This is a genomic window from Micromonospora sp. HM5-17 (assembly GCF_003762835.1).
Lineage (GTDB): Bacteria > Actinomycetota > Actinomycetes > Mycobacteriales > Micromonosporaceae > Plantactinospora.
Genome location: NZ_RJWA01000002.1, coordinates 205,881 through 232,000 on the forward strand (window position 1 = coordinate 205,881; position 26,120 = coordinate 232,000).

The 26,120-nt window shown below is 72.3% G+C and carries 19 protein-coding genes and 2 pseudogenes; 15 read left to right on the forward strand and 6 right to left on the reverse strand.

Annotated features, from left to right (window positions below):
* The first annotated feature begins 233 nt into the window (after window positions 1-233).
* From rimP to EF879_RS06245, 9 genes and pseudogenes are all read left to right on the forward strand, one after another.
* A complete protein-coding gene (gene rimP / locus EF879_RS06205; protein ID WP_123555735.1) occupies window positions 234-890 on the forward strand; it encodes a ribosome maturation factor RimP in 657 nt (218 codons plus the stop codon).
* Window positions 887-1,942 carry a transcription termination factor NusA gene (nusA, locus tag EF879_RS06210; RefSeq protein WP_123555737.1) on the forward strand — a complete coding sequence of 352 codons (1,056 nt, stop codon included), beginning with the start codon at window positions 887-889 and terminating at the stop codon, window positions 1,940-1,942. Before rimP ends, nusA begins: the two co-directional genes overlap by 4 nt.
* Before the next feature lie 15 nt (window positions 1,943-1,957).
* Window positions 1,958-2,303, forward strand: a pseudogene (locus EF879_RS06215) (YlxR family protein).
* Window positions 2,304-2,396: 93 nt separating this feature from the next.
* Window positions 2,397-5,342, forward strand: a complete 2,946-nt coding sequence (gene infB / locus EF879_RS06220) for a translation initiation factor IF-2 (RefSeq protein WP_123555740.1) — start codon at window positions 2,397-2,399, stop codon at window positions 5,340-5,342.
* A gap of 187 nt (window positions 5,343-5,529) precedes the next feature.
* A complete protein-coding gene (locus EF879_RS06225; RefSeq protein ID WP_123556792.1) occupies window positions 5,530-5,823 on the forward strand; it encodes a DUF503 domain-containing protein in 294 nt (97 codons plus the stop codon).
* Window positions 5,824-5,984: 161 nt separating this feature from the next.
* Window positions 5,985-6,473, forward strand: coding sequence for a 30S ribosome-binding factor RbfA (rbfA, locus tag EF879_RS06230; protein ID WP_123556795.1), 489 nt, complete (start codon window positions 5,985-5,987; stop codon window positions 6,471-6,473).
* Window positions 6,470-7,513 (forward strand): annotated as a pseudogene (locus tag EF879_RS06235) (bifunctional oligoribonuclease/PAP phosphatase NrnA); the annotation flags it as partial. The gene rbfA and the pseudogene EF879_RS06235, both read left to right, overlap by 4 nt.
* A 140-nt stretch (window positions 7,514-7,653) precedes the next feature.
* Complete coding sequence (locus EF879_RS06240; protein WP_123555742.1) at window positions 7,654-8,061, forward strand: hypothetical protein; 408 nt, start codon at window positions 7,654-7,656, stop codon at window positions 8,059-8,061.
* A complete protein-coding gene (locus EF879_RS06245) occupies window positions 8,058-8,267 on the forward strand; it encodes a DUF6186 family protein (RefSeq protein ID WP_123555744.1) in 210 nt (69 codons plus the stop codon). Before EF879_RS06240 ends, EF879_RS06245 begins: the two co-directional genes overlap by 4 nt.
* A 950-nt stretch (window positions 8,268-9,217) precedes the next feature.
* Here the strand turns inward: EF879_RS06245 and EF879_RS06250 are convergent.
* Both EF879_RS06250 and EF879_RS06255 read right to left on the reverse strand, forming a co-directional pair.
* On the reverse strand, window positions 9,218-10,507 hold the full coding sequence (locus EF879_RS06250; protein ID WP_123555746.1) for a PQQ-binding-like beta-propeller repeat protein: 1,290 nt from the start codon (window positions 10,505-10,507) through the stop codon (window positions 9,218-9,220).
* A gap of 927 nt (window positions 10,508-11,434) precedes the next feature.
* On the reverse strand, window positions 11,435-11,713 hold the full coding sequence (locus EF879_RS06255; protein WP_233604268.1) for a hypothetical protein: 279 nt from the start codon (window positions 11,711-11,713) through the stop codon (window positions 11,435-11,437).
* A gap of 197 nt (window positions 11,714-11,910) precedes the next feature.
* Between EF879_RS06255 and EF879_RS06260 the strand changes: the two genes are divergently transcribed.
* Window positions 11,911-13,968 (forward strand): hypothetical protein, encoded by a 2,058-nt coding sequence (locus EF879_RS06260; RefSeq protein ID WP_123555748.1) that lies wholly within the window; start codon window positions 11,911-11,913, stop codon window positions 13,966-13,968.
* 88 nt (window positions 13,969-14,056) lie between these two features.
* Here EF879_RS06260 and EF879_RS27520 read toward each other — a convergent pair whose 3' ends face one another.
* Entirely contained in the window at window positions 14,057-14,899 is an 843-nt protein-coding gene (locus EF879_RS27520) for a hypothetical protein (RefSeq protein WP_123555750.1), read from the reverse strand.
* A 288-nt stretch (window positions 14,900-15,187) separates the two neighbouring features.
* Here EF879_RS27520 and EF879_RS06270 point away from each other — a divergent pair, with 288 nt between their 5' ends.
* A complete protein-coding gene (locus EF879_RS06270) occupies window positions 15,188-16,567 on the forward strand; it encodes an MATE family efflux transporter (RefSeq protein ID WP_123555755.1) in 1,380 nt (459 codons plus the stop codon).
* A gap of 50 nt (window positions 16,568-16,617) precedes the next feature.
* Entirely contained in the window at window positions 16,618-18,069 is a 1,452-nt protein-coding gene (gene argG, locus EF879_RS06275; RefSeq protein WP_123555757.1) for an argininosuccinate synthase, read from the forward strand.
* Window positions 18,070-18,313: 244 nt separating this feature from the next.
* Here argG and EF879_RS06280 read toward each other — a convergent pair whose 3' ends face one another.
* Complete coding sequence (locus tag EF879_RS06280) at window positions 18,314-19,087, reverse strand: hypothetical protein (RefSeq protein ID WP_123555759.1); 774 nt, start codon at window positions 19,085-19,087, stop codon at window positions 18,314-18,316.
* Between the two features lie 35 nt (window positions 19,088-19,122).
* Entirely contained in the window at window positions 19,123-19,950 is an 828-nt protein-coding gene (locus EF879_RS06285) for a hypothetical protein (protein WP_148086368.1), read from the reverse strand.
* Window positions 19,951-20,220: 270 nt separating this feature from the next.
* On the opposite strand from EF879_RS06285, the gene EF879_RS06290 reads away from it, so the two are divergent.
* Window positions 20,221-23,028, forward strand: coding sequence for an AAA family ATPase (locus tag EF879_RS06290; protein WP_158624119.1), 2,808 nt, complete (start codon window positions 20,221-20,223; stop codon window positions 23,026-23,028).
* Window positions 23,029-23,259: 231 nt separating this feature from the next.
* Here EF879_RS06290 and EF879_RS06295 read toward each other — a convergent pair whose 3' ends face one another.
* Window positions 23,260-23,970 (reverse strand): SDR family oxidoreductase, encoded by a 711-nt coding sequence (locus EF879_RS06295; protein WP_123555765.1) that lies wholly within the window; start codon window positions 23,968-23,970, stop codon window positions 23,260-23,262.
* Window positions 23,971-24,062: 92 nt separating this feature from the next.
* Between EF879_RS06295 and EF879_RS06300 the strand changes: the two genes are divergently transcribed.
* Together EF879_RS06300 and truB are read left to right on the forward strand one after the other, a co-directional pair.
* On the forward strand, window positions 24,063-24,623 hold the full coding sequence (locus EF879_RS06300) for a TetR/AcrR family transcriptional regulator (protein ID WP_199736175.1): 561 nt from the start codon (window positions 24,063-24,065) through the stop codon (window positions 24,621-24,623).
* 578 nt (window positions 24,624-25,201) lie between these two features.
* A complete protein-coding gene (gene truB, locus EF879_RS06305) occupies window positions 25,202-26,095 on the forward strand; it encodes a tRNA pseudouridine(55) synthase TruB (protein WP_123555769.1) in 894 nt (297 codons plus the stop codon).
* The last annotated feature ends 25 nt before the right edge of the window (window positions 26,096-26,120 follow it).

The following is a 26,120-nucleotide window of genomic DNA, read 5'->3' on the forward strand; positions in this document are numbered from 1 at the left end:
GGGTGCGCCGTTCTGCTGGTTCATGTCTCCGCTCCGCACGCGGCTCAGTCAACACTATCGGCGCCTCCGCCGGGGTCGGCCCCGGCCCGGCGGACCGGCCGGGTCGTCGGTGCGCCGACCCTGCCCCGAGCGCGGCAGCGCGTTACGCTCTGCGCAGCCGCCGGACGCGACTGTCCGGTGGCACGCTGGTATGGCCACCGGACGGTGGCCGGTGACCGTGAGAGGGGGCGGAGATGACGCAGCGTGGCCGTGTCGCAGGCCGGCCGAGGACGGACCAGCGCGCTCCCGGGCGTCCCCGGGACGACACGCCTGCCCGGCGACACCGGCTGCGCACCGTGATCGAACCGGTGGTCGTCGCCGCCGGCTACGACCTGGAGGACCTGTCGGTGTCCCGGGCCGGGCGCCGGCACGTGGTCCGGGTGGTGGTGGACCGCGACGGCGGCGTCGACCTGGACGCGGTGGCGGACGTATCCCGAGCCCTCTCCAAGGCGCTCGACCAGGCGGAGGAGACCGGCGGTGACCTGGTCGCCGGGGAGTACCAGCTCGAGGTGAGCTCCCCCGGGGTCGACCGGCCGCTGACCCTGCCCCGCCACTGGCGGCGGAACGTGGGCCGGCTGGTGAAGGTGACCGTGACGCCCGCCGCTCCCGACGCGGCGGAGGCCGAGCGGCGGCCGCGGAAGCTCACCGGGCGGGTGGTCGAGGCGGACGAGCAGCGGGTGGTGCTGCGTACCGACGACGGCCTGACCGAATGGACGTACCCGGAACTCGGCCCGGGCCGGGTCCAGGTGGAGTTCAGCCGGCTCGACGAGATCGCCGAGGACGATCTGGCCGGCGGCGATGACGACCTCGAAGACGGCGACGACGAAGATGTGGAGGGCGAGGAGCGGTGAACATCGACCTCGCGGCGTTGCGCGCCCTGGAGCGCGAGCGAGAGATCCCGTTCGACACGATCCTCGCGGCGATCGAGACTGCGTTGCTGACGGCGTACCGGCACACCGAGGGGGCCCGGGCACACGCCCGGGTCGAGATCGACCGGAAGACCGGCGAGGCCAGCGTCTACGCCCAGGAACTGGACGAGCAGGGGACGGTCATCCGGGAGGTCGACGACACCCCGCACGACTTCGGCCGAATCGCCGCGATGACCGCGAAGCAGGTGATTCTCCAACGGCTGCGCGAGGCCACCGACGAGGTGCACTTCGGCGAGTACGCGGGCCGGGACGGCGACCTGGTCACCGGTGTCATCCAGGCACACGAGGCGCGGGCCGAGAAGGGGATCGTCTCGGTCGACCTCGGCAAGGTCGAGGCGGTGCTGCCGCAGTCCGAGCAGGTGCCCGGTGAGCTGTACGAGCACGGCCAGCGGATCCGCTGCGTCGTGGTGCACGTGGCCAAGACGTTCCGCGGCCCGCAGATCACCCTGTCGCGGTCCCATCCCAACCTGGTGAAGAAGCTCTTCGCCCTCGAGGTGCCGGAGATCGCCGACGGGACGGTCGAGATCGCGGCGATCGCCCGCGAGGCGGGTCACCGCACCAAGATCGCGGTACGGTCCACGGTGCCGGGGGTGAACGCCAAGGGCGCCTGTATCGGCCCGATGGGCCAGCGGGTCCGGGCGGTGATGAGCGAGCTGCACGGAGAGAAGATCGACATCATCGACTGGTCGGAGGATCCGGCGACCTTCGTCGGCAACGCCCTCTCCCCTGCGAAGGCGTTGCGGGTCGAGGTCGTCGACGCGGCGACCCGGACCGCACGGGTGACCGTCCCGGATTTCCAGCTCTCCCTCGCCATCGGACGTGAAGGGCAGAATGCCCGGCTCGCCGCCCGGCTTACCGGTTGGCGTATCGACATCCGTCCCGATACCGACCAGATGTCGGGTCCGGCGTCCCCCGGCCGGCAGGGCAATGCTGATCACGCGGCGGAGGCGGACGGCGCGATCTCGGCAGGGTAGGGGTAGACTTCTTCAGTGGTACGACGCGCGTGGCCGGAACGCACCTGTGTGGGTTGCCGGCGGCGAGCGCCTGCCGGCCAGCTGCTGCGGGTGGTTGCGGTCGTCGATGAGACTGGTCACAGTCTCCGACCTGACCCGTCCCGTAGGCTGCCGGGACGGGGAGCGCACCTGCATCCCGATCCGGCCTGCCTGACGCTGGCACTGCGGCGCCGTGCCTTCGGGCGGGCGCTGCGCATCGCTGGCGTACCCGACGCGAGTGAGTTGGCCGAGCACCTCCAAGGCGTTGACACACCACGACCGGTCGGTGGATCGGGCGGGGTCGACGCAACGGACCGCAAGCAAGGTAGGACGACCGACATGAGCACACGATGAAGTCGCAGAAATGACCAGGCTTCAAGTGCACGAGTGAGGTCGGTGCGGGTGCTGCCCGCACGACCTCGGAGTGAGGAGTGCAGTGGCAGGTAAGGCCCGTGTACACGAGCTGGCTAAGGAGCTCGGGGTCGAAAGCAAGACCGTTCTCGCCAAGTTGAAGGAGATGGGCGAGTTCGTCAAGTCCGCGTCGAGCACTGTCGAGGCCCCGGTGGCCCGTCGGCTGCGTGGCGCCTTCTCGCAGGCCCAGGAGGCGTCGGCGGCCCCCGCGGCTCCGCCGGCACCGCCGACGCCGAAGGCGTCCCCGACCCCGGATGGTGGCGAGCCCAGGATCTCCGCGAAGCCGGCGCCGCCGCGCCGGATGACCCCGCCGGTGAAGCCGAAGGGACCGGTGCCGGGTCCGCCTCCGGCCGCTCCCGCCAAGCCGGCGAGCGCCCACGACATCGAGGTCGCCGCCGCCGAGGCGCGGGCCGCGGCCCTGAAGGCCGAGCAGGAGGCGACCGTCAAGGCGGCCCAGGCCGCCCAGGCGGCTCGGGAGCAGCAACAGCAGCGGGCGGAGACCGCGCGGCCGGAGCGTCCCGCCGACGGCGGCACCGCCACGGCCCGCCCGAAGCCGGGACCGGGCACCATTCCGCCGCGTCCGGGCTCACCGGCGGCGCGGCCGGCGCCCCCCGGCACCCCGACCCCCGGCCCCCGGCCCGGTGCCCGTCCGCCGGCGCGCAGCGGCGGCAACAACCCCTTCGGCATCACCCCGAGCGGGCAGCGCCCGGCCACACCCAGCGGTCCCCGGCCCAACCCGGCCAACATGCCGCCTCGGCCGAGCCCGGCCTCGATGCCGCCTCGGCCCAGCCCCGCATCCATGCCGGCGCAGCGCCCCGGCCGCCCCGGTACGCCGGGTCGCCCCGGTCCGGGCGGTGCCGGTAGGCCCGGTGGTGGTGGTTTCCGCGGCGGTGGCGGCGGTGGCGGTGCCTTCCGTGGCGGCCCCGGTGGCGGCGGTGGCGGCGGTTTCCGCGGCGGTGGCGGCGGTGGCTTCCGCGGCGGTGGTGGCGCTCCCGCCGGTGGCGCGGGGCGTCCCGGCGGTGGCGGCCGCGGCCGCGGTGGTGGCGCCGCGGGTGCCTTCGGGCGCCCGGGTGGCCGGCCGACCCGGGGTCGCAAGTCCAAGAAGCAGCGCAGACAGGAGTTCGACAACCTGTCGGCGCCGACCATGAGCTCGGGCGCTCCGCGCGGCCAGGGCCAGGTCATCCGGCTGCCGCGTGGTGCGTCGCTGTCGGACTTCGCGGACAAGATCAACGCGAATCCCGGTTCGCTGGTCCAGGAGATGTTCAACCTGGGCGAGATGGTCACCGCGACCCAGTCCTGCTCCGACGACACGCTGATGCTGCTCGGCGAGCACCTCGGCTTCGACGTGCAGATCGTCAGCCCCGAGGACGAGGACCGCGAGCTGCTGGCCCAGTTCAACATCAACCTCGACGCCGAGGTCGACTCGGACCGCCTGGTCAGTCGCCCGCCGGTGGTGACCGTCATGGGTCACGTCGACCACGGTAAGACCAAGCTGCTCGACGCGATCCGCAAGGCGAACGTGGTCGAGGGCGAGGCCGGTGGCATCACCCAGCACATCGGCGCGTACCAGGTCACCGTGTCGCACGAGGGCCAGGAACGGGCGATCACCTTCATCGACACCCCGGGTCACGAGGCGTTCACCGCCATGCGTGCCCGTGGTGCGCAGGTGACCGACATCGTCATCCTGGTGGTCGCCGCCGACGACGGCGTCATGCCGCAGACGATCGAGGCGCTCAACCACGCCAAGGCGGCCGACGTACCGATCGTGGTGGCGGTCAACAAGATCGACAAGCCCGAGGCGAACCCGGACAAGGTCCGCCAGCAGCTGACCGAGTACGGCCTGGTCGCCGAGGAGTACGGCGGCGACACCATGTTCGTCAACGTGGCGGCCAAGCCCGGTATCGGCATCGAGGACCTGCTCGAGGCCGTGCTGCTCACGGCGGATGCGGCGTTGGAGCTGACCGCTCCGGTCGACGGGCCGGCGCAGGGCGTGGCGATCGAGGCGCACCTGGACAAGGGGCGTGGCGCGGTCGCGACCGTCCTGGTGCAGAAGGGCACCCTGCGGGCCGGCGACTCGATCGTCGCCGGCGGGGCCCACGGCCGGGTCCGGGCCATGTTCGACGAGAACGGCAAGCCGGTCACCGAGGCCGGCCCGTCCCGTCCGGTCATGGTCCTCGGTCTGACCTCGGTGCCGGGCGCGGGTGACACCTTCCTGGCGGCCGAGGACGACCGTACGGTCCGGCAGATCGCCGAGCAGCGGCAGGCGCGGCGGCGGGCGGCGAGCTTCGCCAACTCCCAGCGCCGGCCCAGCCTGGAGACGATCATGGAGCAGCTCCGGGAGGGCGAGAAGACCTCGCTCAACCTGGTGCTCAAGGGTGACGGCTCGGGTTCGGTCGAGGCCTTGGAGGACGCGCTGTTCAAGCTCGACATCCCGGACGAGGTCCAGCTGCGGATCATCCACCGGGGCGTCGGTGCGATCACCGAGAGCGACGTGATGTTGGCCAGCGCCTCCTCGGAGGCGGTGACCATCATCGGGTTCAACGTCCGGGCCTCGAACAAGGTCCGGGAGATCGCCGAGCGCGAGGGCGTGGAGATCCGGTACTACACCGTCATCTACCAGGCCCTGGAGGAGATCGACGCGGCGCTCAAGGGCCTGCTCAAGCCGGAGTTCGAGGAGGTCGAGCTGGGCAGCGCGGAGATCCGCGACATCTTCCGCTCGTCCAAGGTCGGGAACATCGCCGGTTGCGTCGTCCGCTCCGGGGTCATCCGCCGTAACGCCAAGGCGCGGCTGCTGCGTGACGGGACGGTCGTGGCGGACAACCTCACGATCAGCTCGCTCAAGCGGTTCAAGGATGACGCCACCGAGGTCCGTGAGGGCTTCGAGTGCGGTCTGACGTTGAGCAACTTCAACAACATCCAGATCGGCGACATCATCGAGACGTTCGAGATGCGCGAGAAGCCGCGCACCTGAGCGGAATCGACATCGGTGGCCGGGGCCCGCGGGTCCCGGCCACCGGCGTCTTCGCCGGTCGGGGCCTCCGCGTTGCCCACCGACCGGCGCGGTGTCGGAGGATCGCCGGTGGATCGGTGTCGGGGGTAGCGCCGTGGCGCCCGGACCGGCGGTGATCAGGCGTGACGCGATGGCGTACCCTTCCGCCGTGTACACCGGAACCGCGGTATTCGACCTGTTGTTGCCCGGGGACTCGCGTTCGCTGAAAGCGAAGAGGTCGTACGTCCGGCCCATCGTCGCCGCCCTGCGCCGGTTCGAGGTCTCGGCCGCCGAGGTGGGCGCCCTCGACCTGTACGGCCGAGCCCAGATCGGGGTCGCGCTGGTCGCCTCGGAGGCGCGCCACGTCGGCGAGGTGCTGGACGCCTGTGAGCGGCTCGTCGCCGGCCGGCCAGAGGTCGAGCTGCTCTCCGTACGGCGGCGTCTGCACGGCGAGGATGACTGAGGGGCGGCACCTGGAGGCGGAGCCGGCCCGGGGCGGCGGATGACGACGGCGGCGGCACGGCCGCCCGCCGCGCGGGTAGTGTTCAGCAGGTCGGCCGGTCCGGCCACGGCGCGGGGCGCCGTCGGCCCGGCCGGGAAGCAGGACGCCGTGGAGGTGTGGAGATGACGGACCCGGCCCGGGTGCGCCGGCACGCGGAACGCGTGCGGGAGCTGGTGGCTTCGGTGGTGCGTACCCAGATCAAGGATCCGCGACTCGGCATGATCACCATCACCGACGCCCGGATCACGCCCGACCTTCGGGACGCCACGGTCTACTACACGGTGCTCGGCGACACCACGGAGCGGGCGTCCACCGCCGCCGCGCTGGAGAGCGCGAAGGGGCTCCTGCGCAGCACGGTCGGCAAGGCGCTCGGGCTGCGCCACTCGCCGACCCTGTCGTTCGTCCTGGACAACGTGCAGGACCAGGTCAAGCGCATCGACGACCTGCTGGCGGCGGCGCGGGACGCGGACGCCGAGGTGCGGCGCCTCGCGGCCCAGGCGGAGTACGCGGGTGACGCGCAGCCGTACCGGCTGGACGACGACGAGATCGACGAGGGCGACCGGGGCCACGACGACACCCCGCCGGCCGGCGCCCCTGGTGACCGGCGGTGACCGGCGGCGCCCTGCTCGCCGACCTCACGCCGCCGACGGCGGGACGGCCGACGGACGCGGACTGGGCGGCGGCGGTGGCGGCGGTCACCGGGCTCCCCGCCGATGGCCGAGTGTTGCTCATCTGCCACGTCAACCCCGACGGAGACGCGCTCGGCAGCATGCTCGGCTTCGGCCTGGGGCTGCGTCGGCTCGGCGTACGGCAGCTTCAGGCCACCTTCCCGGGACGGCCGGAGGTGCCGGAGCCGTTCCAGGGCATGCCCGGCCTCGACCTGCTGGTGCCGGCGGTCCAGGCGTATCCCGACCCGGACCTGGTGATCTGCTTCGACGTCGCCGCGGTGTCTCGGCTCGGTGAGCTGGCCGACCGGCTGGAGCGGGCCGGCACCGCCCTGGTGCTGGACCACCACGCCTCGAACACCCGGTTCGGCGGGATCCACCTGGTGGACGCCGAGGCCGCCGCGACCTCGGTGGTGGTGGAGCAACTGCTCGACCGGCTCGGCGCGCCGCTCGACCGGGAGATCGCCGAGTGCCTCTACATCGCACTGGCGACCGACACCGGCTCGTTCCGCTTCGACATGACCACCCCGGCGGTGCACGAGATGGCGGCGCGGTTGCTCGCCACCGGCATCCAGCCCGGCGAGATCTCCCGGCGGATCTTCGACACTCGTCCGTACGGGGCGGTCCGGCTCTACGGGGACGTGTTGGCGCGTACCAAACTGGAGCCGGCGGCGGTGGGCGGTCGGGGCATGGTCTGGACGTACGCGACCCTGGAGGACCTGGCCCGACACGGGCAGCGACCGTACACCCTGGAGGCGCTGATCGACTCGGTCCGCTGCACCGCGGAGGCCGACGTGAGCTTCGTGCTGAAGCAGGTCGCCGAGGCGGAGTGGGCGGTCTCGATGCGCAGCAAGGGCGCCACGGACGTGAGCCGGGTGGCGGTGGCGCTCGGCGGCGGCGGGCACCGGCTGGCGGCCGGCTTCACCGCGTACGGCGCCATCTCGGACGTGGTCGCGGCGATCCGGGCGGAGCTGGCGCGGGGTGTCGGTGGCGAGGCGGTCGAGACCGAATCGGCGCCCGCCCCCGGTGCCGGGGCGCCCCAGAGCGGGTCTGAGCTGCAAGATCAGCAGTGAGCCGCGCCGGCGTTGAGCTTTCCGCTCGGCGTCGGCTTGGCGACAATCGGTTGATGGACCAACAACCGGAGCTCTCCGCCGATGTGCCCCGGGCCTGGGACCGACCGGTCTTCTCGGTCCCGATCCTCGCCTTCCTCTCCCTGATAGGTGGCCAGCTTCCCTCCTTCTCGACCGCGGCGAACCTCTACTCGATCGGCCTGGGCGGGGCGCTCGCCTGGGTGGGGCTCTCGCCTCGGTTTCCCCGACGGGCCGTGCCCCAGCGGTTGACCGCCGGCGCCGGCTGGTGGCTGGTGCCGGTCCTCATCTTCGGGGTGTTCGAGGCGGCCACCTTCCTGCTCGGCTCCCGGGACGACTTTCCGACCTTCTCCAAGCTCGCCGATCCGCTGCTGGAGGGTTCGCTCGTGCGATCCGCGGCGTACTTCGCCTGGCTGTGGGCGTTCTGGGGGCTGGTGCGCCGATGAGGCTCGTCGCGATCACGGGGTTCCTGACGGCCCTGGTGCTCTTCGCGGTGGTCGAGTGGGCCGCCCGCCGGGAGAACTCCCGGATTCCGACCTTCGGTGACGTCTGCGCGTACGTGATGCGGTACGAGGTGGGCCCGGTGCCGGTGGGCCGGATCGCGGTGATCGGGTTCTGGTGGTGGATGGGGTGGCACTTCTTCGCCCGATGACCGGGTGACCCACCACGCGTACGGCACGGGCGCCCACCAGAGCGCGCGGATCGCGGTCGGGCCGCTGACGTGCAGCCCGGGCGCGCGTCAGGGGCGCCGCCGTTCCAGGGCGTGTCCCGGATGGCGGGAATGCCGCACAGGATGTGGACCTGAACGATAACTTGGGTAGCGGAACTGAACGATACCTAGGGTCGAGGACGACACCTAGGACCGGGCACGCCCGCTCCACCCGAGCGGGCCGCCCGGCAGCCGCGCAGATCGCCCACCTCCAGGGTCGACCGACCCGGGCTCACGCTGCCCTGGCCGTATCCGTCCGGAGAACCCGGACCGCCGCGCCGAGGCTGACTCAGCAGGACCCGCCGCTGGAAGCGCGGCAGCGCCGCGCCACATGCCCTGGAAGGAGTTCTCCCATGGCGGCACAGCCCAGCAAGCCCAAGCCGGACATCACCGACGAGGCCCGGGAGCAGGCCCGGCGTGCACTGCAGATCTCGATGGACACCCGTCAGTGACCACTGCTCCGACGCCCGCTCCCGACCCCCGGCCGTGGGAACCCCGGTCGTGAGTGGTACCCGGGACGTGTCGTCGGTCCCGAGCCCCCGCCAGCGAGCGCGAGCCGGCCGTGGCTGCCCGGCTCGGACGTCCACCCGGACCTGACCGGTCGGGATCGCCGTCCGATCCCTGGCGGGCATGCCGACCGATGGGGCGGCAGGTGGCACCCGGGCGGGCGGTGGTCCACTGTGGGGGCGTTCGGCAACGCGCGACCAGCCGCCCTCGCCCGGCCCGGCGACCCGCGCCGTGCGGGGCGCCTGGATCCCGCGCACACGCGGGCATCCGGTTCGAAGACGTCCGGTCCGAGTCGTCGGAGCGGATTGGCAGGCCAGGGGGCGGGGGCGCGGCGCCCCCCCGGACGGCTGCCGAGCCGGCAGCAGCACCGGCGTGACGTCGGCGGATCAGGATTCCGGTCGCAACACCCAGATCGCCTTCTCCATCTCGAGAGGGGTCCAGGGCGCGGTCATGATCGCGACTGTGCCGTTCCGCTCATACATCTGGTACTTGTCGAATGCGTTGATGACACCGTCGGGCCCCTGGGCCACGTCGCTCACCTTGCCACTGCCCAGGTCGACACGTACCAGTCGGACGGAGCCGTCGTTCGGGCTGGCCTCCAACGCCAGCAGTCCCTCGTCGGCGATCCTGATCATGGTGGGCTTCCAGGTGTGCCCGGTCGACTTCCACTTGACCTGACCGCTCTTGAGGTCGAACGCGACGATCTGGCCGTCGGATACGTCGATCTTGCGGTCCAGCTGCACGTACAGGGTGTCGTCGCTGACGAGGTAGGGGAAGCTGAAGGTATCCGGGCCGGCCTTCGCGAACTCGACGTTGTCGACGATGCGGGGAATCGTGTGCATGACCTTTCCGGCGTCGTCGAGCACCACGAGGTTACCGGGCCCGGTTGCCTCGTCCGCGGCGAGGATGGTCGGCGACACCGACAGGACGCGGTCCACCTCCTGCTCCTTGGTCAGGGAGGTGCGCCACTTCTCCGCGCCGGTCGCCATGTCGAGCCCGAGCACGGCGTACTGGTCCAGGCACGTCTGACCCACGACCACGGTCTTCTCGTCGGCGTTCAGCCCCAGGAAGGAACAGCGGTCTTCCGTCCCCCAGCGCCGCGTCCCGTCCGTGATCGAGTACACGACGATCTCTCGGTCGTAGTCCTTGTTCTCCGCGTACACGAGTACGCTGTCACCCACGGTGATCACCTGAGGGACAGGGCGGGGATCCAGCACCATGTCGCTGAGGGGAATGTCCGGCTCCATCACCCGGAAGGGGATCTTCACCGTCCACTTCCGCTGGCCGCTGTTGAGATCGATTGTGGCCATCTGGTCACACCGGTCCTTGGGACCGTAGACCACAGCCACCACCCCATCTGCCGGGTCCGGCGAGGTGGTGCACACCGTCGTGCCCTGGGGCACCGGAATGCTCCAGGCCTCCTTGCCATCCGCAAGCGTGAACGCGGTCACCTTGTCGTGTTGCGCACGTACCAGGGTCTGGTCGAGCATCCAGCTACCCAGCATCGCGTAGGCGTTGTTCGGTTCACCCTCGGCGGGCTTCTTGAGGTCCATGGACCAGGCCAGCTTCAGGGTGCCGATGCCGCCGCGGCCCTTGCCACCGCCACCGCCACCGTCACCACCGAACTGGGTGGCCGCGACCCATATGCCCGCTCCGGCCAGCACCAGCAGGACCACGACGCCGAGAGCGCCCAGCAGGAGAAGGGGGCCACGCCGGGACGGCTTGGGCGCCGGTGGGGGCGCGCCGAACGCCGGATTCGGTGATCCTGCGTACGGCTGCTGTCCCGCCGGTTGGGCACCGGGCTGTCCCGGTACGGTCGGGTACGGAGCCTGGCCGGGTATCCCGCCGGGGGACGGCGCCCCGGCCGGAGGCTGGGGCGGTGGCGGGTACGGCTGCCCGGCCGGAGCCGACGCGGCGGGCGGCTGGCCCGGCGGGACCTGCTGCGATGGCGGGGGCTGAGGTCCTCCCCAGTTGGGCCCGGGTGTCGGCGCACCATGCGGGGTGGTCATCAGTGTGTTGCCTCCATTGAGACCGGTCGGACTGCGGCTGACGCGCGGCGACTGCCGTCCGGACGAGCTGCCCGGGTGCGGGAGCGGCCCGGAGGCTCCCGCGGCCGTCCCGCTGGATGCGGCCAGCCGGTACGCGGCCACCTCACCGCAGCGTCGGCGAGCCGGGCCGATCGCCGCCCAGGTGGTGCCGGTGCCCGCGCGGTCGACGACCACGCGGTTGCTCAGGCCTGACCCATCCTGCATACAGCCGCAAAGGTTTCAAATGACCCGTCCACCGTACTCCAGGCGTTGGGTTTCGACGGTCCCGGGTGCATGGGGCGCCCCGCCGGGCGGCACCGGGTGCGGACCGGCGCGGATCCCGGGCCGGCGGGGTGCGGCGCCGGGTGGGGTCAGCCGGTGACGGACTCGGGGTCGAAGCCCTCGGGCCACGACGACGGCCAGGGCGAGGGACCAGGTCGGCACGGCGACCCGGTCCCTCGGCACTGTCCACTCGTGTCGATGGTGTCGGCCACCGCGCTGCCGCCGGCCCGATGGCGTCCGTCAACCGAGCGGTCTCCACCGACACGCGTCCTCGACCGCCGCCGTCGGGTGTCGTCAGCCCAGGACGCTGACGTACTCGCGGGCGGCGCCGCCGCTGCCCTGGATCAGGGTAGCGGCCTCCGCCAGCCGCTGCCTGGTCTGCTCGGCGCGCTGGATGGCCTCCGCGACCTTGGGGTGGTTGGTGCCGGCGGCAACAGCCCGGAGACGGGTGAGGACCTGCTCGGTCTGCTCGGTGGCGGAGCGGATCTGGTTGAGCGCGTTGGCGCTCTGTTCGGCGGCTTGCATCAGCGCCGCCTTGACTTCCTCGATGCTGGCCATTCGGTTCCTCCCCATGTGCTGGCTGCTGGCGCTGGGCTGGACGTGGGCACCGGCGCAGGCGCCTCGGCCGTACGCCTGCGTGGTTGGCCGATCACCACCTGCGAAGAATAGAGGAAGCCCGCATCCCGACTGTCCACGTTGTGCCGCTCGGGTGACGGTCTGACGGTCACCCTGGTCGCCTGCACTGTCGTACCTATGGGGGTGACCGGCGGATGGCGGACGAGGAGGTCCGGTCGCGCGGGGAGCCGTACCACGACTGCCTGCTCTGTCCGAGGGCCGGCATGGGCGACCAGCCGTGCCCCGACTGCGGGCAGACCGGACGGCGCCGCGCGCAGCTTGTGTTGACGATGGCGAACCTGGACACCGGGGCGGTGGCCTCGGCGAACGTCGTACCCGGGGTGGTGGAGCCGGTACGCTGGCCCGGCAACGGCCAGCGCTGGTGCCTGCCGCTGGCCCCGCTGCTGCGCGAACTGGCCGCCACGGTCGACGTCGGCTCGTGGAGTGACGTACGGCAGCCGGGCTCGCCGGACGGCCCGCTGGTGCTGCTGCCACGCGGCTGGCGGCCGGAGCTGCCGGATGCGTCCCGGAGGACGCTGGAGGCGGAGGCGCTCGCCGGGGAGGCCCGTGAGCCGTGGCGGCTCTATCTCGGCCGTACCGTCGCAGCCCCACCCCGCGACCCCGCGGCCGAGCTGGGCCGGCGCTGCCGACTCGCCGGTCTGCTCTGCCTCGATCTGGTCGTCGAGGCCCGCCGCCGGGCTTCGGACGGGGCCGGCTTCAGCTGGTACCTCCGGTACGAGGTGCCGGGCGGACCGGTCCCGTGCGAGCCCGGGCGGGACGCCGACAACCTGGCCCAGGCGATCGCCGCCACCGGCGACCTGGACGCCCTCTACGGCCTGGAGGAACGCGGCCGGCACGTCCCGGCGTACTACCTGGACGCGGGGGACCGGCCACCGGCCGACCCGCCGCGCGTCGACCTGGATCGGCTCGAACGACGCATCCTCGCCGACTGCGTCGACCTGGCGACCGGTGCCCCGACCGCCGGGGCGCAGGCGATCTGGCGCGACGGTCGTTGGTGGCACACCACGCTGCACGCCGACACCGCCGAGATCCGTACCGAAAGGCCGGCCGGGCAGCTCTGCCAGCGGCGTCGCGCGGTGCTGCGGCGCGGCTGGGAACCCCCGGCCCCGTCGTGGCGGGGCGCCCCCGTCCCGTCCGTCGACTGCCCCGACTGTGCCCCGGACTTCCCGCTCCGCCGCTGTGACTGCCGGCTGGGCGCCGGACGGATTGACCCCGACTGCCCGACCTGCGGCGGCTCCGGCCGCGCACCGTTGCTGCTACCCTGCCGCACCTGCCGTGACACCCACCGTCTCCACGACGGGGTGACCGTGACGATCACCGATCTGACCAGCCTGGTCGTGCACCTGACCTGGCGGGTCGACGCGGCGGGCTGGCAGGCCGGCGAACTCGTCTGGTGGGCCGACGACGGCCTCCCGCAGGCCGGTGAGCACATCTGGCGGGCCGGTCTGCGCCTGCCGGCACCCGTCGTCGCCACCCACCCCGGCGGCGCGCCGCTGCACCAGCTCCCGGCCCCGTTCCGGCTCGGCGGTTGGGCCCATGCCTTCGGCGTACGCCCCGAGGATCTGGTTGAGCTCGACGGCGGTGGCGATGTTGATCGTGACCTGCGGAACGGCACCGTCACCCTGCACCGGGCCGGGGACGAGCCGCTGACCGCGTACCTCCGGCAGGTCGGCCGGGGCCGGCCCGGGGCGCGACGGTTCGTGCTGGCCCGCCGGCCCGACGTACCACCCGTGGCCGACCTGGTGCGGCTCGTCCTCGGGCTGCGCCTGGCCATCACGGTGACGCTCACCGACCACGCGCCGGACGCCGGAGACCTTCGGCTCGGGCAGGGGGAGAGCTGGGATGTCACGATCCGCCCGCCCGGGGCGCCGGTCGTTCCCGCCGACCCACCCACCCGGGCCACCCCGGAGGCGGCCGTGGCGTTCTGCCTCGACTACCTCGAACTCGTCATCGCCGGCAGCGTCCCCGACGATCCGATCGTCCCGATCCCCGTGCCGCAGGCCCCGACGCCGGCCGTCGTCCACGATCCCGTACCGCTGCTCCGTCGGCTCGCCCGCCACCACGCGGGGCAGCCCGTCGCCGTTCACTACGAGGGCGGCACCTGCCAGGTGTGGCTGCGGGACCGCGACGACGTCCGTCACATCGCGACCGCGGCGACCCTGCCGGCCGCCGTCCACGCTCTCGGCCTCTGACCGCGGTCCACCCCGAGCAGCGGTCGGAGTAGGCCGGCAGCCGCCGGGCCGGGGCGGCGCCTGCTCCGGCTGGGGCTTGACCGGCCCGCTACCCGGCGGTGGGCCGTTCGGCGGCGTCGGGCCGGTCGTCGAGCCCGCTGCCGGGCTGGTCGTTGCGCTGGTGCGGTGCGGGGTGATCGGGCGCCGGCGTGGGCCGGTGGGGTGCCGGCATGGGCTGATCGGGTGCCGGGTGGTCTGGCGCGGGCCACGTCCAGTCGGCGTCGAAGGGGCTGCGGTTGGCCCTGCGGCGGTGGAGTACCAGGACCCCGGCAAGGATCCCGGTCAGCACGATTCCGCCGACCGCCCAGGGCTGCCACCGGAAGGGGGTGTGCCCGGAGACCGTCACCACCTCGCCGTCGCCGGGTACGGAGGTGATGTTGACGGGTGCGTAGATCCAGTCGTCCGAGCCCAGCAGATCGTTGTGTTCGCGGAAGTCCTCCAGGTCCTCGTAGGTGTCGCCGGTGTTGTCGATCAGGAGTGCACCGTCGTCGGGTTTCCGCGCCACGTACACGTCCAGCACCTCCAGCGACCCGTCCTCCCGCTTGACCAGGATGGAGCGCTGGTAGAGCGTCCCGTCGGGCCCGGCGAAGTCGTCGGCCGCCCTGTGGACCGCACCGGGCGGGCGGCAGCCGTCCTCCTCGTCGCACCTCGTGGCGGCCAGCAGGTCGTACTGGATCTGTTCCGGGCTGTAGTGGGCGGCGACGTTGGCGAGCCGATCCTCGGGGGTGGAGGCGGTGCGGAACTGGGGGTGCTTGTCGTTCGTGACGGTGGCCGCCCTGGCGTACTCCAGGAGCAGGTTGGGCTTCTCCGCCGGCTCGCCCGCGCCGCACCCGGACACCAGTAGCGCGACCGACGCGCCAACGACCGTGACGACTCCCGCACCGGTACGCATCACGACTCCCCTTCCCGAGACCGCCCTGGGCCGGCGCGTTCGGATCGGTGGCTGCCGGATCGGGCTCTTCCCTGCAGCGTGGCACAGAACCGCCACTCGGGTGATGGACGTCGATTCCGAGGTCGGGGTGGCGGACGGGTCACGATCCGTGTGCCGGGACGGGCCATCGTTCCGACGACGAGGACGTTCGCGCCACCGGTGCGATGGTGACGGTCGGCACGGCGGTGGTCGGTGTAAGTAACGGGATGACTTGTAGTCCTTACCTGCCGCGTGCCAGGATCCTTCCCCATGAGCGATCGTGAAACCGCGCCGCCACCCGGGCCGGTCGAGGCGTCCGCCCGGCCGGTCGAGGCGTCCGCCCGGCCGGTCGAGGCGTCCGCCCGGCGGATCGCCACGTTGGCCCTGCCCGCCCTGGTGGTGCTGGCCGCCGAGCCGCTCTACGTGCTGGTCGACACCGCCGTGCTCGGTCACCTCGGCGCGGTGCCGTTGGCCGCGCTCGCCGTCGGCGGACCGGTGATGACGCTGGTCGCCTGGATCGGCACGGTCACGGCGTACGGCACCACCGGGCGGACGGCCCGCCGCTTCGGGTACGGCGACCGGCCCGCGGCGGTCGCCGAGGGGGTCCAGGCGTCCTGGCTCGCCCTCGCCGCCGGCCTGCTGATGTCGGTCGTCATGCAGGTGGTGGCCGGCCCGTTGGCGCGTACCCTCGCCGGCGACGAATCCGCCGAGGTGGCCGACGGCGCGGCGCTCTGGCTGCGGGTCGCGGCGCTCGGCGCCCCCGGGCTCCTGCTCGCGGCGGCCGGCAACGGCTGGATGCGGGGGGTGCAGGACACCCGGCGACCGGTGTACTTCGTGCTCGGCCCGAACCTGTTCTCGGCCGCGCTCTGCCCGGTGCTGGTTCACGTGGTCGGGCTCGGCCTGGTCGGCTCGGCGATCGCCAACGCGGTCGCCCAGACGCTCTGCGGGCTGCTCTTCGCGGGTGCGCTGGTCGTCGAGCGGGTACCGCTGGCCCCGCAGCCCCGGGTCATCGCGCGCCAGCTCGTGCTCAGCCGAGACCTGCTGATCCGGGGCGCCGCCTTCCAGGTCAGCTTCCTGTCCGCGACCACCGTCGCGGCCCGGTTCGGTGTCGCGGCGGTCGGCGCCCACCAGATCGCGCTACAGCTGTGGTTCTTCACCGCGTTGCTGCTGGACGCGCTCGCCATCGCCGCCCAGTCGCTGGTCGGGGCGGCCCTCGGGGCCGGCGACGCGGCGAGCGCCCGGATGCTCGCCCGGCGGACCGCGGTGGCGGGCGGACTCTGCGGCATCGCCTTCGCCGTGCTGATCGGCGCCGGCGTCGGGATCATCCCGGGCTGGTTCAGCGCCGACCCGCAGGTACGCGACCAGGCCCTGCTCGCCTGGCCGTGGTTCGTCGCCATGCAGCCGCTGGCCGGCGTCGTCTTCGCGCTCGACGGGGTGCTGATCGGCGCCGGCGACGTCCGGTACCTCCGCGACCTGACCGTGGCCGGCGCCCTCGGCGGCTTTCTCCCGGCGATCTGGCTGAGCCACCTTCTCGATCTCGGCCTCGGCGGCATCTGGGCCGGACTGACGCTCTTTGTGCTGCTTCGGCTGGTCGGACTCCTGCTGCGGATTCGCTCCGGCCGCTGGCTGGTGCTCGGCGTCACCCGGTGACCTCGACCGGAGGCTGCATGACCATGCAGCTCTGTGCAATACTATGACCCGTGTCCAAGGTGCTCACCTCCCTGCCTGTCGGTGAACGTGTCGGGATCGCCTTCTCCGGCGGCCTCGACACCTCGGTAGCGGTCGCGTGGATGCGCGACAGGGGCGCCGTGCCCTGTGCGTACACGGCCGATGTCGGCCAGTACGACGAGCCCGACATCGAGTCGGTGCCGGGGCGGGCGTTGGCGTACGGCGCGGAGGTCGCCCGGCTGGTCGACTGCCGGGCGGCGCTGGTCGAGGAGGGGCTGGCCGCCCTGGCCTGCGGCGCCTTCCACATCCGGTCCGGCGGCAGGACCTACTTCAACACCACGCCCCTCGGCCGGGCCGTCGCCGGCACCCTGCTGGTGCGCGCGATGCTCGAGGACGGGGTGCAGATCTGGGGAGACGGCTCCACCTTCAAGGGCAACGACATCGAGCGGTTCTACCGGTACGGCCTGCTCGCCAACCCGTCGCTACGGATCTACAAGCCGTGGCTGGACGCCGACTTCGTCAGCGAGCTGGGCGGCCGCAAGGAGATGTCGGAGTGGCTGCTCGCCCACAACCTGCCCTACCGGGACAGCGTGGAGAAGGCGTACTCGACCGACGCCAACATCTGGGGCGCGACGCACGAGGCGAAGTCCCTGGAGCACCTCGACACCGGCATCGAGATCGTCGAGCCGATCATGGGGGTACGGTTCTGGGACCCCGAGGTGGAGATCATCCCCGAGGACGTCACCATCGGGTTCGAGCAGGGTAGGCCGGTGACGATCAACGGCAAGGAGTTCGCCTCCGCCGTCGATCTCGTACTGGAGGCCAACGCCATCGGCGGGCGGCACGGCCTGGGCATGTCCGACCAGATCGAGAACCGGATCATCGAGGCCAAGAGCCGGGGCATCTACGAGGCGCCGGGGATGGCGCTGCTGCACGTGGCGTACGAGCGGCTGGTCAACGCGATCCACAACGAGGACACCCTGGCCAGCTACCACACCGAGGGGCGGAAGCTCGGCCGGTTGCTGTACGAGGGCCGCTGGCTGGACCCGCAGGCGTTGATGCTGCGCGAGTCGTTGCAGCGGTGGGTCGGGTCCGCGGTCACCGGCGAGGTGACGCTGCGACTGCGACGCGGTGAGGACTACTCGATCCTGGACACCACCGGGCCGGCGTTCAGCTACCACCCCGACAAGCTGTCGATGGAGCGCACCGAGGACTCCGCCTTCGGCCCGACCGACCGGATCGGCCAGCTCACCATGCGCAACCTCGACATCGCGGACTCGCGCACCAAGCTCGAGCAGTACGCCCGACTCGGCATGGTCGGGGGCAGCCCGCATCCGGCCCTGCTCGGCTCCGCCCAGCCGACAACGACCGGGCTGATCGGCGCGATGCCGGAGGGGGGCGCGGAGGCGATCGCCTCCCGAGGCGAGGTCTCCGAGGCCGACGCGCTGCTCGACCACGCGGCGATGGAGGCCGGCACCGACTGATCGGCGATCACCACGCTCCTGGCCGGCGAGCTGCTCGCCGGCCACGGCATCCCGACGAGGTCGTGGCAGCGGCTGCGGGCGGGGCGGGTAGCGGGGGCGACGACCCACCCGCGGTCCGCCGACGCGGACACCTGCCAGCCGGAGCTCCGGGCCCAGACCGGGCGCCGACTCGGGCAGGTCGTGGCGGGACGCGCGACCCGAGGGCCCGCCGTGGGGAGCGGCGGGCCCTCGGACCGCGGTCGGGTCAGACCTGCGCCCGGAGCGCCTGCAGGGTCGGTAGCGCCTGCTGGGCGATCCACCGGCTGGTGTTCCGGGTGGCCTCCGTGTCGACCCTGGCCCGGTCCAGCGGCGGTCCCTGCAGCCTGCCGCGGTAGTACAGCTCGGAGTCCCACGCCGAGTCACCGTTGTACGCCACACAGGTGTACTGGATCTCGACGGTCACGACCCGCCCCATGCTGTCGTACTCCCGAATCGTCTGCTCGCTGCACGTCGGCGCCAGTTTCGTGACGATCGCCTGGTAGCCGCTGATCACGCCGTCGAGCAGGCCGGTGGTGGAGAGGCCGTACTTGGCGAAGCCGACCATCGCGATCCCGTGGATGACCCCCATGAGCTTGCCGATGGTGTCGGCCGCGGAGAGGCTCTGCACGGCGTTGAAGTACGACCTGGACAGCGCCGCGCAGTCGACGGCACCGTTGACGAACGGGCCGAGCAGGCTCCCCGGCATGCTGTCGATCTGGGCGATCTTGGTGACCGCCGCCTCGGTGCAGGCCTCGACATCGGCGGCGGCGATCGCGTCGATGTGGTCGAGGATCTCCTGCTTGGCGTTCTCGACTGCGGCGATGATCTCCCGCTTGGCCCGTTCGATGTCATTGCCCCCACCAAGGAGGCTCTGGGCCACCGACACGATGATGTTGGCCCAGTCCTTCCAGGCTGCCTGGGCGGGCTGGGTGGTGCCGCTGACGGTGAGCACCACGGCGACGGTGGCGGCGACGACGCCGTTGACGAATCTCCGTCTCATGTGCGCGCTTCCTCCTCGGATGGGCATCACGGGGGTCACGGGAGTGGGACGCCTTGGCGCAGCAACACGTCCAGGGTCTGCTGCGCAAGCGGTCTGGTGGTGTCGGCCATCAGAAAGTCCTCGACGTGCTTCAGGTCGAGGGGCCCGGGAATCGGCGGGCCGTCGTCGATGGAGTACTCGTCCTTGTGCGCCCAGTACCAGGCCGTCACGGTTCGATCGGCGAATGTGCAGATGTACCTCCGCCAGACGCCCTGGGGATGCGCGGAGAACGTGCAATCCGGGGCCATCTCCTGGATGAGGTACTCCAGCCCCTGCCGGAAGTAGGGCAGTTGGGCCCGCGCGAGGTTCGTACCCTCCTCGGCGTCGACCGTGAGGTAGGCGGTGTGGAGCTCCGTGAACAGCACGATCATCGCCTTGCCCACGTCGTTGAGCGCGGCGTCCGACTCGCTGACCGTGGCCAGGTGCGCCTTGGCCGCGTACGCCGCGTCGTGCATGCTGTTGATCGCCGGGCCGGCGAGCCACGGCACCCGCAGCATCTCGGCCTTGGTCAGGGCCGCCTCGGCCTTGCCACGCAGCTCGTTGGTGATCTGGCTGTCGAGCCGCTCGAGTACGTCGTTCTTCGTCCCGTTGATGGCGCTGATGACCTGCTGGACCAGCTCGTTGATCTCGCCCGGGGTGTATCTGCCGTCTCGGCCCTTCTCGAAGGCGCTGACGAGAACGTCGATGAACACCCAGTAGCTGATGTTGCTGGCCCTGGCCTTCGCCGGCGTCGGGGTTCCGGTCAGGGCCACGGCCAACGCCAGCGCGGCGGCGGCGATGCCACGCAACAGCGGTCTCGCCGCCCGCACTCTGATTCCTCGCATCGTTGCCTCCTCCGGCCACGCCGCACGGAACGTCGGGCGAACGCGACGCGCGGCGCGGGGCTGGTGTGGTCCACGCGGGTGATGGCGTGACGGCGTGACGGCGACACGTGGCCGCGCCCGGTCTGCCGAGTGCGCCGCCGGTCCGCTCGTCCGCCGGGCGCCTGGCCAGCATCGCGTCTGCGCGCCGGGCGCGGTATCCGTGAAACTACGGAATGGAATCTCTCGAGTCGACGCCTATCATTGGCCCAGCAGCGAGTCTGGGGAGGCGCCGTGGCTCCGGAAGCGCCGCTCGTCGGCCGTGACGCCCAGCTCGCGGCGCTGGATGCCGCCGTGGCGACCGTGGCCGGTGGCGGGTTCGCGGTGGTCAAGCTGTGCGGTGAGCCGGGCATCGGCAAGACCCGAATGCTGCGTGCGCTCTCGCAGCGGGCGGCGGCGGCCGGCCTGCTGGTCTGCGCGGGCCAGGCCACCGAGTTCGAGCAGGACGTGCCCTTCGCGACGTACGCTGAGGCGCTCCGGCCACTCCTGCCGGGGCGGCACGCCGACGGGGAGGGCGACGCCGTTCGGCGTGCGGTCGACGGCCACGGGGCCGGCTCGGCCTCGTCGGTGGACCGGGCGCGCATCTACTCCGGGGTGTGGCGGCTGCTCGACGGCGCCCGCCCACCCGGTGTCGCCTTGCTCCTCGACGACCTGCACTGGGCCGACACCCCGTCGCTGGAGCTGACCGAGTACCTGATCCGCAAGCCGCCACGCGGACCGACGCTGGTGGCGGTCGCGTTCCGCACCGAGCAGCCACCAGCCGGCGTGGTCGACGCGATCGCGCACGTCGGCCCGGCCGCCACCCAGATCAGCCTGCCGCACCTCGGGCCGGCCGACGTCGACAAGCTCCTGCCAAAGGTGCCGCCCCGGCGCCGAGCACTGATCGCGCGGGCCAGCGGCGGCAACCCGCTCTACGTCCAGGCCCTGTCCCGGCTCCGCGACGACACCCTCGCCGCCCTCGTGAACGACCACGACATCGACGCCTCGGAGAGCCGCATCCTCACCGGGCTCGTCACCGACATCGCCGATCTCGACGAGCGGCAACGGCGCGTCGCGTACGCGGCGGCGGTCGCCGGGGCCCACGCGTCGATCGACCTCGTCGCGTACGTGGCCGAGCTGCCGGCCAGGGCGGTCATCGCCGGCGCCGACCAGCTGCACCGACGGGGGCTGATCGACGTCGACCGAGGCCAGCTGCGGTTCCGTCATCCGCTGGTCCGCGCCGCCGCGCACGAGCTGGCCGGCCCGGCGTGGCGGTTCGCCGCGCACGCCCGCGCGGCGGCACACCTACGGGCGCACGGCGGATCGCTCCAGGTGGTGGCGCATCACGTGGCACGCTCGGCCCAGCCCGGTGACGAGGCCGCCGCCGAGGTGCTGATCGAGGCGGGGCTCGCCTTCACGTACAGCGCGCCCGCCCAGGCCGCCCACTGGCTCGGCATGGCGCTGCGCCTGCTGCCGGCGGACCGCCTCGGTGACCGACGGCCTGCCGTGTTGCTGCGGTACGCCCGCGCACTGGGCCTCGGCGGCGATCTGGAGGGCAGCCGGGAGGTACTGCGCGAGCTGGCGCACGCCAGCGAGCCGGTACGCACCGAGGCGGCGGCCTTCCGCGCGTTCGTCGCCCGCATGCGCGGCGACATCGACGAGGCGGAGATGCTGCTCACCGCGGAGCTGAACGGCGGGCGGCTGCCGCCGGCGGCCGAGGGGAAGCTGTGCGTGGAACTCGCCGCGCTCGGGGCACTCCGCGAAGACGGCGAGGCGACGCGGCGCCACGCGGAGCGCGCACTCGCGCTGTTCGGCGACGACCGGCCGGCGCTCGCCGCCGCGGCCCGGGCGCTGCACGCCTTCGGCAGCCTCCAGGACGGCGACGTCGCCGGCGCCCGGCACCACGCCGCCGCGGCGACCAGGCTGGCGGACGCCGCGACCAGCCCGACGCTGCGCCCGCACGTCGAGCTGTTCGGCCCGTTGGCCTGGGTCCACATGCAACTGGGCGACGTCGACGCGGCCGTCCGGGAGCTCGACCGGGCGGCGCAGGTCGTGGCGAGCACCGGCGACAGTAGCGCCGTGCCGTACCTGCTGGTCGTGCGGGCCGCGGTGCAGACCCGGCTCGGGCATCTGGCGCCGGCCGTCCAGCTCACCGAGGAGGCCGCGGCCGTGGCCGGGCGTATCGGCAGCGCCGAGATGCGAGCCATGGCGGAGGCCGTGTCGCTACGCCCGCTGCTGTGGACCGCCGGCCCGTCCGCCACCATCGCCGCCGCCGACCGCCTCGCCGCGACCGGCCGACCACGGTCCCGGATGTGGTGGCGCGTCGCGCGGGTCAATCTCGCCATGGCACACCTCGCCGCCGGTAACACCGGGCCGTGCCTGGACATCGTCTCCGGCCCGCGGGAGTCCTGGCCGGCCGGGCCGCCGACCGCCGTGCCGCGCGACACCCTGCGCGCCGTCGCGCTCGCCCGGTCGGGCGACCTCGGCGGTGCCGGACGGTTCGCCCGACGGGCCGGATCGGTGGCCGAGGCCGCGGGACTGTCCTACGAGGCCGGCTGGGCGACCTGGGCACGCGCGTACGTGGCGCTTCGCGCCCGCCGCTTCGACGAGGCCGCGGCGCTGGCCGACCAGGCCGTCGACCGACTCGTCGCCGCCGAGGCGCCGATCGAGGCGGCACTCTCGCGGCACCTGGCCGGCGTCGCGTACATCCGCGGCGGCCGGGCCGGACGCGCCCGGGACGCCCTGCGGCGTGCGCGGGACGGCTACGAGGCGCACGGCGCGACCTGGCTCCGCTCGGTACTCGACCGGCATCGGGCCGAAACCCCGCCCCGCGTGGCGCTTTCCGCGCGGGAGCGGGAGATCGCCGAGCTGGTCCGGAGCGGCCTGACCAACCAGGAGATCGCGTCCCGCCTCTTCCTCAGCCGTCGTACGGTCGAGTCGCACCTGTCGCGGGTCTTCGCCAAGCTGGGCGTGCGCTCGCGTACCGCCATGGCAGCCCGAATCGCCACCGAGCTCGAAGCCGGTCGGCTGGTGGTTGATGAAGGCTCCAGAGTCGGCCCCTAGTACGTGTCACGGGTAGCCGTGCAACGGCAGCCCAGCCTGCCCGCGGACCCGTACCGGGCCGTCGCGGTCACGTCGGCCGGCGATCACGCCTTTCACAACGGCCAGCCGGTCACGACCGCCGTGGATCCCCCACGCGGGGCGCCGGCGCGGGCCGCTTGGGGCCGCCTGCCTGGGGCCGCCGGCGCGGGGCGCCGAGGCGGGGTGAGCGTACCGCGGATCCGGGGAGCGGGTTCACCCTTCCACCCGACCGGGCGGCGGCAGCGGGCGGAGATAGATGTCACCGGCCAGTCCCTGCTTGATGGTGCGGGCGAGGTCGTCGGCGAGCACCTCGTCCGCGTCGGCCTCGACGCCGTCGAGGGCGATTCTGGCGACCTCGCGGGCGTCGGACTTCGGAGCGTCGATGCTGGCGGCCATGTCGGTGTCGATGAACCCGACGTGCAGACTCGTCACGCGGGTGCCCTGGGCTGCCAGCTCCTGCCGGAAGCCGTTCGTGGCCTGCCACAGGGCAGCCTTGGTCGCGTTGTACGAGAGACCGCGGCTGAACCACGATGTCACCGAGTTCACATTGAGGAAGCGTCCGCCGCCGTTTGCCGGGAGGATCGGTGCGAACGCTCGGGTGATCAGCACCGGGCCGTAGAAGTTCGTTTCGAACTCGCGTCGGACCTCGTCCAGATCGCCGTGTAGCAGGCTCTGGTACCGCATGACACCGGCGTTGTTCACCACCAGCGTCACGTCCTGCGCATCGGCGGCCGTGCGCTTGACGGCATCAGGATCGGTGACATCGAGGGCGATGGGCGTGGCGCCGGGGGTCGTCACGGACCGAGGGTCCCGGGCCGCGGCGTAGACCGTGCGCGCGCCCCGGGCGAGGGCCTCTTCGACAAACGCCTTGCCAAGCCCACGGTTGCCGCCGGTAACGAGAACCACGGCGTTCTTGAGCTGCATAAACGATCTCCACAGGCTGGAAACCGATCGGTTTCCGCCAACCGTAAACCGGTCGGTTTCCAGTCGTCAAGGTCCAGGGTTAGCCTGTGTCCATGACCCCAACCGCTGCGCCCCGCGAGCGGCTGCTGCGCGCCGCCGCCGACCTCTTCTACGCGGAGGGCAGCTCCGCGGTCGGCGTAGAGCGGCTGTGCCGGACCGCGGGCGTGTCAAAGAAGTCGATGTATCAGCTCTTCGCGACCAAGGACGAGGTCATCGCCGAGAGCCTCCGCGTTCACGGGCCGGCGACCATTGCCGCGTACTTTCCCGACCCGGCCGCCGACCTGCCCCCCCGCGAGCGGATCCTGTACGTGTTCGCCCGTCTAGAGGAAAACTCCGAGTCGCCGTCGTTCCACGGATGTCCATTGGTGAATGCGGCCATCGAGCTACATAATCCCTCTCATGAAGCATCGATGGTCGCGTTGTCGCTCAAGAAGGAGATGGAGTCATATTTCCTGCGGCAGGCCGAACAGCTTGAGGTGGCCGACCCGGCGTTCCTGGCGGCGCAGCTGGTCCTGCTGTTCGACGGATGTTCGGTGCGCGCCGTCATGCGGGGAGAACCGTTGGCTGGCCTCGCACTGCGCGCCGCCAAACACCTGCTCGACACCGCGGCCTGACCGCACCTGGGCGGATTCAACAGGGTGAGGGCGGGGCCGCTACCGCGCCCCGCCCTCCGTCGACTCACCGACGCGACCAGGGGGTCACCCCCGCGTACACGGGGAGCAGGACTTCTTGACCTGCGAGGCTATAGACCAACTGTCGCGTTTCTCATCACTTTAAGATTCATGATCGCCATCAGGTTCGACGTGTCGCGGATGCCCTCACTGTGGCTCACGAACCCAGCTCACCCACGTCGAGGCGTTGACTGCCGTAACGTGACAGCGCGTACGAAGGCCCGCCAGGCAGTCGCGTCGAGATCGAGGCGGGTCCGGTCGGATCCCTGCTCTGCCTCCATACGCCGACCACGTCGCCTCATCCTCCGAGCCGGGTTCCACGCGGTCCGATCCTAGGTCTCAAGGTCACGCGAGACGCCCTTGACGTCTGGGCTGGGCAACCGGACCCTGACCTTCTCTCGTCGCCCCGGGGTGTGTGTTAGGAAGGGGCCCTTCCTATACCAAAAACGATAAGAAGGGGCCCTTCCTTACAGCCTGGGTGGCGTGCCGGCTCGCAGACGCCTCTGGCAGGCTGGACCCCTGTGAGCGCAGACGGTCTGGTTGTGGTCGACAAGCCCGGCGGCATGACGTCGCACGACGTGGTCGCCCGGATCCGCCGGCTGGCCCGGACCCGACGGGTCGGGCACGGCGGGACGCTGGACCCGATGGCCACCGGCGTGTTGGTGATCGCCGTCGGCCGGGCGACCCGGCTGCTGACGTACGTGATCGGCGCCGGCAAGAGCTACACCGCCACGATCCGGCTCGGCCAGTCGACCGTGACCGACGACGCCGAGGGCGAGGTGGTGCGCAGCGTCGACGCCGCCGGGGTCACCGAGGAGAGCGTACGGGCCGGCCTGGTCCCGCTGACCGGCGAGATCGACCAGGTGCCGAGCGCGGTCAGCGCCGTCAAGATCGACGGTCGGCGCGCGTACCAGCGGGTTCGCGACGGCGAGTCCGTCGTCCTGGCTCCCCGGCGGGTGACCGTCTCCCGGTTCGACGTCCTGGAGGTTCGGCGGGAGACCGTCGACGGGCGGACCGTGGTCGACGTGGACGTGGTGGTCGACTGCTCCTCCGGGACGTACGTCCGGGCGCTGGCCCGGGACCTCGGCGCCGCGCTCGGGGTCGGCGGGCATCTCACCGCGCTGCGCCGCACCGCCGTCGGCGGGTTCACGCTCGCCGAGGCGTCGACCCTGCCCGAGTTGGAGGAGCGCGCCCCGGAGGTGGTGAACCTGCCGCTCGACGCGGCGGCCCGCCGGTTCTTCCCCCAGCGGCAGGCGAATGCCGACGAGGCCAAGGTGCTCTCGCACGGCGGGCCGCTCGACCCGGTCGGCATCGCCGGGCCGTACGCGGTCTTCGGGCCGGAGGGCAACCTGATCGCCATCGTCAGTGAGAAGGGCGGGCGGGCCCGGGCGGAGATCGTGTTGGCGCCTGCCTGACCGTGAAATTGCCGGTCGGCGTGGG